The organism is Microbacterium sp. P2_F9, assembly GCF_056403635.1.
On record NZ_JBFUFC010000030.1, the window covers coordinates 21,468 to 27,510 of the forward strand.

Here is a 6,043-nt window from a genome sequence, read left to right on the forward strand (position 1 = left end):
AAGTTTGACGAGATGCGTTTTCTACCGAAGGAGACCGACGTGTCCAGCGAAGCACCCGTGACATTCCTCACTCAGGATGCCTACGATCGTCTCGCCGACGAGCTCGAGCGCCTCTCTACGACCGGCCGCGAGGAGATCACCGCGCGCATCGCCGCGGCTCGCGAAGAGGGCGATCTCAAGGAGAACGGCGGCTACCACGCCGCCAAGGATGAGCAGGGCAAGCAGGAGGCCCGCATCCGCACCCTCCAGCACCTGCTCAAGACGGCCACCGTCAGCGAGGCGCCCGCGAGCCACGGCATCGTCGAGTCCGGCACCGTCGTCACGGCCATCGTGGCCGGCGGCGAAGAGGTCTTCCTGCTCGGCAACCGCGAGATCGCCGCCAATTCCGAGCTCGACGTCTACAGCGAGGCGTCCCCGCTCGGCGCCGCCATCCTCGGCCTCGCCGAGGGCGAGAAGACGTCGTACACCGCGCCGAACGGCCGCGAGATCACGGTCGAGGTCGTGAAGGTCGAGACCTACGCGGGTCAGTGACCGGGCGCATCGCTCAGTCTGCGACGACGGTCGGGGTGTAGCCGGCCCGCTCGAGCGTGTCGATGACGTGCGCGCGGTGCTCCTGGCCGCGCGTCTCGACGCTGAGCTGCAGGATCACCTCGCTGATCTGCAGGCCCTGACCGTGGCGCGTGTGCAGCACTTCGATGACGTTCGCGCCGGCCTGCGCGAGGAGCTCTGAGACGCGGGCGAGCTGACCCGGTCGATCCGGCAGGGGCACCAGCAGGGTCATGTAGCGACCGGATGCCGCGAGCCCGTGTGCGACGACGCGCTGCAGCAGCAGCGGATCGATGTTTCCGCCGGACAGCACCGAGATCGTCGGCCCCGTCGCGTGCACCTTGCCGGCCAGGATCGCGGCGACGCCGACGGCGCCGGCCGGCTCGACGACCTGCTTGGCGCGCTCGAGAAGGGCCAGGAGCGCGCGTGCGATGTCGTCGTCCGACACAGTCACGACGTCGTCGACCAGGTCCTTGATGATCGCGAACGGGATGTCGCCCGGCCGCGCGACCGCGATGCCGTCGGCGATCGTCGGCCGGGTGGCCACCTGGAGCGGCTCCCCCGCCGCGAGCGACGAGGGATAGGCGGCGGAGTTCTCGGCCTGCACCCCGATCACCCGCACGACGCGTCCATCGACCGCGGCCCTGGCCTTCACGGCTGCCGCGACCCCGGCGATCAGGCCACCGCCGCCGATGCCGAGCAGGATGGTCTCCACCTCGGGCAGGTCGTCGTAGAGCTCGAGCCCGAGGGTGCCCTGACCGATGATGATGTCCCGGTTGTCGAAGGGCGGGATCAGCACCGCGCCGGTGCGCGCGGCGAACTCTGCGGCGAGTCGGAGCGGGGTCTCGACCGTCGCCCCGTCGAGGATCACCTCCGCGCCGTAGCCGCGGGTGGCCAGGAGCTTGGGCACCGGCACGCCCAGCGGCATGAAGATCGTCGCGTGGATGCCGAGGGCCTGCGCCGCGAGGGCGACCCCCTGCGCGTGGTTGCCGGCCGATGCCGCCACCACCCCGCGGGCACGCTCCTGCTCGGTCAGTCGGGAGAGCCGGTACGCGGCGCCACGGATCTTGAACGAGCCGGTGCGCTGCAGGTTCTCGAGCTTGAGGTGCACCGGCACGCCGAGCACCTCGGAGAGCGCCTGCGACTCCTCGAGCGGCGTGTGCGAGACCACGCCTGACAATTCGACCGCCGCCCGCTCGAACTCTTCCAAGGTGGGGACGGTCGGGGTGAGACTCACGGGCGGGTCCTCCTGGTACGCGGGACGGTGTCCCAGATCAGATCGCCGTGTGGCGCGACGCCGGTCTCCCAGGCGCGCGAACTCAGATAGACGGCGACGACGTTGACGAATGCCGCGATCGGAACCGCGAACAGGGCACCCGGGATGCCCGCGATCATGGCGCCACCGGCGACCACGAGCACGACGGCGAGCGGGTGCACCTTGACGGCGGATCCCATCAGCAGGGGCTGCAGGATATGCCCCTCGATCTGCTGGACGGCCAGGATGACGACCAGCATCCACACGGCGCTCCAGACGCCGTTGTAGACCAGGGCGAGGATGACCGCGAGGGTGCCGGTCACGACCGCGCCGACGATGGGGACGAAGGCGCCGAAGAAGACCAGCACCGCGATCGGCAACGCCATGGGCACCTGGAGGAAGTAGGCGCCGAGCCCGATGCCCACCGCGTCGATCGTGGCGACCAGAAGCTGCGTCCGCGCGTACGTGACGACCGTCACCCAGCCGGCGCGCGCTGCGCCGTCGACCGCGGGCCTCGCCTGCTTCGGGAAGAGCCTGGTGGTCCAGCGCCAGATCCCGCCGCCGTCGGCGAGGAGGCAGAGCAGGATGAAGACCGACAGCACCGCGCCGGTCGCGACGTGGCCGACGGTCGTCCCGAGGGCGAGCGCGCCTGACCACAGCAGCTCGGCCTGCGCCTGGACGAACTCCCACCCCTGCGCGAGCAGGTCGTCGATCTGGTCCGGGGTCAGCCCCAGAGGGCCGTCGATGAGGTACTGGCGGAACTGGTCCATCGCGGCGACCGAGCGGGACTGCACGCTCGACCACTCCCGCGACACCTGCCAGGCCACCAGAGCGAACAGGCTGCCGACCACCACGATCGCACCGACGGCGCTGACGACGATCGCCAGCCACTTCGGGAACCGGTGGCCGGTCATCCAAGAGAAGATCGGCCAGAGCAGGGCGGTGACGAGGATCGACACCAGCAGCGGCACCACGAGCAGCTTGAGCTGGATGACGAGCCAGACCCCGAGGCCGATCACCGCCGCGATGACGAGGATGCGCCAGCCGTACGCGGCGGCGACGCTCAGCCGGCGAGGCACTGTCGCTCCGGCCTCGGTCGTGATCACCCGCGAACGGTCGCGCAGAGCATCGAAGAACGACCCGCGGGGCTTGTCGTCGGAGCCGCTCATCCCGCCAGTCTAGGCCGCCACCCGCGCGGGGCCGTGTCGGGCGCCCTGGCTAGGCTGAGCGGGTGAAGGAGACCCTCAGCATCGGCGAAGCGCGGCGCATCGCGCTCACGGCACAGGGTTTCGGGCGGCCTCGTCCAACGGCCCCCGGCACTCGGCAGCTCAATCTCGCCATCGCGCGCATGAGCACCCTGCAGATCGACTCGGTGAACGTTTTCGCCCGCAGCCACTACATGCCGCTGTTCTCTCGGCTCGGCGCGTACGACACGACCGCCCTCGATCGCCTGCTGTTCGCGCGGGGCGCACCGTATGTGGAGTACCTGGCGCATGTCGCCGCGTTCATCCCGGCATCCGACTGGAGTCTCTTCCGCTTCCGCATGGACGACATGCGGAAGCGGTACGGCACGAAGCCGGGCGGCTGGTACGAGTCCCACCGGCACATCGTGGACTGGGTGCGCGCAGAGCTCGCCGCGCGCGGGCCGCTGCGACCGGCGCAGATCGAGCACGACGCCAAGCAGACCCACCGCGGGCCCTGGTGGGATTGGGATGTCGTCAAGCACGCCCTCGAGCACCTGTGGTGGTTCGGCGAGGTGGCGATCGCGGGCCGGCGGGGATTCGAGCGGCGCTACGCCCTCGCGGAGGATGTGATCCCCGCCGAGGTGCTCGAGGCTCCGGTGGCGCGCCCGGACGCCATCCGCGAGCTCGTCCGGCGGGCAGCGGTCTCGTACGGCGTGGCCACGGCGTCCGACCTTGCGGACTACTGGCGGGTGAAGGACCGGCCCGCCCTGACGACCGCGATCCGCGAACTCGTGGACGCCGGAGAGCTGCGGCCGGTCACGGTGCAGGGCTGGCAGTCGGCCGGGCGACCTGCGAAGGCGTGGGTGCACCGCGACGCGGCCCTCCCCCGCCGTGTCGACGCGACCGCGATCCTGACCCCATTCGACCCGGTGGTCTGGTTCCGGGATCGCGCGGAGCGGCTCTTCGACTTCGAGTACCGCATCGAGATCTACACGCCCGCGCCCAAGCGGCAGTTCGGGTACTACTCGCTGCCGGTGCTGGTCGGCGATGATCTGGTCGGGCGGGTGGACCTGAAGGCAGACCGCGCCTCGTCGACGCTGCTCGTGCAGTCCGCCTGGTGGGAGCACGGCAGGCCGACGGATGCCGCGGCACGCCTTGCCGCGGAGCTGAAGACCGCGGCGGCGTGGCAGGGGCTCGAGGGGATCTCGATCTCGCGTCGCGGCGACGCGACGGCCGACCTCGCCGACGTCCTGCCGGAGGCCCATCGCCACGATGCGGTGGCCGGTGAACCCGTTCTTGGCGCCGAACCCGCTCTCGCCGACGAGGAGCTCGCCAGCCGATGAGACGTGCCGTGGTGATCGGCATCGCGGCAGGCGCGGCCGCGCTGGTCATCGGCGGCGCGGTCGTGTGGTGGCTCGTCGCCCGGCCGCTCACCGCCGAGGAGAGCGCGACGCGGTATCTCGACGCGCTCGCCGCGGGGGACTTCGCGGCGATCGACGACCTGCGCTCGGAGCCGCTCGACCCCGCCGCCGAGACGGTGCTCGAGCAGGCGTTCGCGGGGGCATCGGAGCACGTGCGCTCCCCGCGGATCGATCGGCTAGTCGCGGAGGACGCGACCACCACGGTGCACGCGACCGTCCAGCTCGCCGGCGAAGAGCACGCGCTCACCTTCGAACTCGCCGCGGAGGGCGGGCGGTGGCTGCTCGCCGCGGACTACCTCGGCGACCTGACCGTGAGCACGCCGCTCGGCGACTCCGTGTGGGTGGGCGACGCACTGGCGCCCGCCGCCGCGCCGATCCTGCTCCTCCCCGCGGTCTATCCCGTCGTCGCCGCACCTCGCGGTCTGCTCGTCGGCGAGGAGTCCGCGATCATCGCCGACGGCCGCAGCGAGGTCGCGATGGACGTCACCCTCACGGCCGAGGCGACCGACCGCGCGCAGGAGCAGCTCGATGCCTACGCCGATGCGTGTGCCGCGCCGGCCACCGCGGTGCCCGCGCACTGCGGGCTGAAGGTTCCGTGGGCCGCCGACCTCGCGTCTCTTGCGGGCCTGACGTTCCGGATCGAGACGCGGCCGACGGTGCGCCTCTCCCCCGATGGGACGACCTTCGCCGCCACCGACGGAGTGATCGTGGCCACCGCGGACGGAAGCACGCGCGCCGGCGCACCGGGCTCATTCACCTACCGGGCAGACGACTGGGCGCTGCGCGGCACTATCGCGTTCACGGGCGACGAGATGGTGCTCGCGGTCGACTGACGATCAGTCCTCGGCAAGACCCAGCACGGTGAGGCCCAGCCATTCGGCGAGGGACTCGATCTCGTCCGCGACGGCGGCCGCGGCATCCGATTCCCAGGCGAAGTCCTCGTGCACCGCGTTCACGCGCAGCACCCCGCTCTTGCGATCGGCCTTCGCGTCGAGCTTGCCGATCAGCCGATCGCCATGCAGGATCGGCAGCGCGAAGTAGCCCCAGCGACGCTGGGCGGCGGGCTTGTACATCTCCAGCACATACTCGTAGCCGAACAGCTCGCGGAGGCGATCGCGGTCGAAGACGAGCCGGTCCAGCGGCGACAGCAGCGCGGTGCGCGGCTGGAAGTCTTCGACGAGCGCGACGGATGCCGGGTCCACCTGCCACTCGCCGTCGACGCCGTCCACGACCGCCATGCGGCCGACCGTGCCGACGTCGATCGGCTCGCCGGGCTGCGCGACCCCCTTGGCCCTGGCGATGCCGAGCGAAGCCAGGCGTCGTTCCGCGCGGAGCGCCGCGGCCTCCTCGGCCCCGAGAAGCGGAGGGTCAGGCGGGTAGATCCGCTCGGCGAGATCGAACAGCCGGCCCTTCGCATCCCGCGCGGCGACGGCGACCTCGCCGGTCTTGAGCAGCATCTCGAGCATCTGCGACGAATTGCGGCTGTGCGTCCAGCCGCTCGAACGCCAGGACACCTGCGCCGTGTCGGGGATCTCGGCCGGATGCAGGGGTCCGCGCTCGGCCAACTGCGCGAGCACATCGCGGCGGAAGCGGTCGTTGGCGACGAGCCAATCCCGGGCGTCCCGGTAGGGCAGGCC

General features: G+C 71.3%; 6 protein-coding genes. 3 read left to right on the forward strand and 3 right to left on the reverse strand.

The window, feature by feature from the left end:
• The first annotated feature begins 39 nt into the window (after positions 1-39).
• Positions 40-531: a transcription elongation factor GreA gene (gene greA, locus AC1DVT_RS05235; protein ID WP_477387104.1), complete on the forward strand. Its 492-nt coding sequence runs from the start codon at positions 40-42 to the stop codon at positions 529-531.
• 13 nt (positions 532-544) lie between these two features.
• Here the strand turns inward: greA and ilvA are convergent, their stop codons facing one another.
• Both ilvA and AC1DVT_RS05245 read right to left on the reverse strand, forming a co-directional pair.
• Positions 545-1,783 (reverse strand): threonine ammonia-lyase, encoded by a 1,239-nt coding sequence (ilvA, locus tag AC1DVT_RS05240; protein ID WP_477387106.1) that lies wholly within the window; start codon positions 1,781-1,783, stop codon positions 545-547.
• Positions 1,780-2,970 carry an AI-2E family transporter gene (locus AC1DVT_RS05245; RefSeq protein ID WP_477387108.1) on the reverse strand — a complete coding sequence of 397 codons (1,191 nt, stop codon included), beginning with the start codon at positions 2,968-2,970 and terminating at the stop codon, positions 1,780-1,782. The genes ilvA and AC1DVT_RS05245 overlap by 4 nt, the downstream gene beginning before the upstream one ends.
• Positions 2,971-3,032: 62 nt before the next feature.
• Here AC1DVT_RS05245 and AC1DVT_RS05250 point away from each other — a divergent pair, with 62 nt between their 5' ends.
• Together AC1DVT_RS05250 and AC1DVT_RS05255 are read left to right on the forward strand one after the other, a co-directional pair.
• Positions 3,033-4,328 (forward strand): winged helix-turn-helix domain-containing protein, encoded by a 1,296-nt coding sequence (locus AC1DVT_RS05250; protein WP_477387110.1) that lies wholly within the window; start codon positions 3,033-3,035, stop codon positions 4,326-4,328.
• Positions 4,325-5,239, forward strand: coding sequence for a hypothetical protein (locus AC1DVT_RS05255; protein ID WP_477387112.1), 915 nt, complete (start codon positions 4,325-4,327; stop codon positions 5,237-5,239). Before AC1DVT_RS05250 ends, AC1DVT_RS05255 begins: the two co-directional genes overlap by 4 nt.
• A 3-nt stretch (positions 5,240-5,242) precedes the next feature.
• On the opposite strand, the gene AC1DVT_RS05260 is transcribed toward AC1DVT_RS05255, so the two are convergent.
• Positions 5,243-6,043 (reverse strand): DNA glycosylase AlkZ-like family protein (locus AC1DVT_RS05260; RefSeq protein ID WP_477387114.1); only part of this gene is annotated, 801 nt, incomplete at its 5' end.

Excerpts from the sequence above, each read along its gene's own strand:
- AC1DVT_RS05245 (WP_477387108.1), bottom strand. The coding sequence starts at position 2,970 with ATGAGCGGCTCCGACGACAAGCCCCGCGGGTCGTTCTTCGATGCTCTG.
- AC1DVT_RS05255 (WP_477387112.1), top strand. The coding sequence starts at position 4,325 with ATGAGACGTGCCGTGGTGATCGGCATCGCGGCAGGCGCGGCCGCGCTG.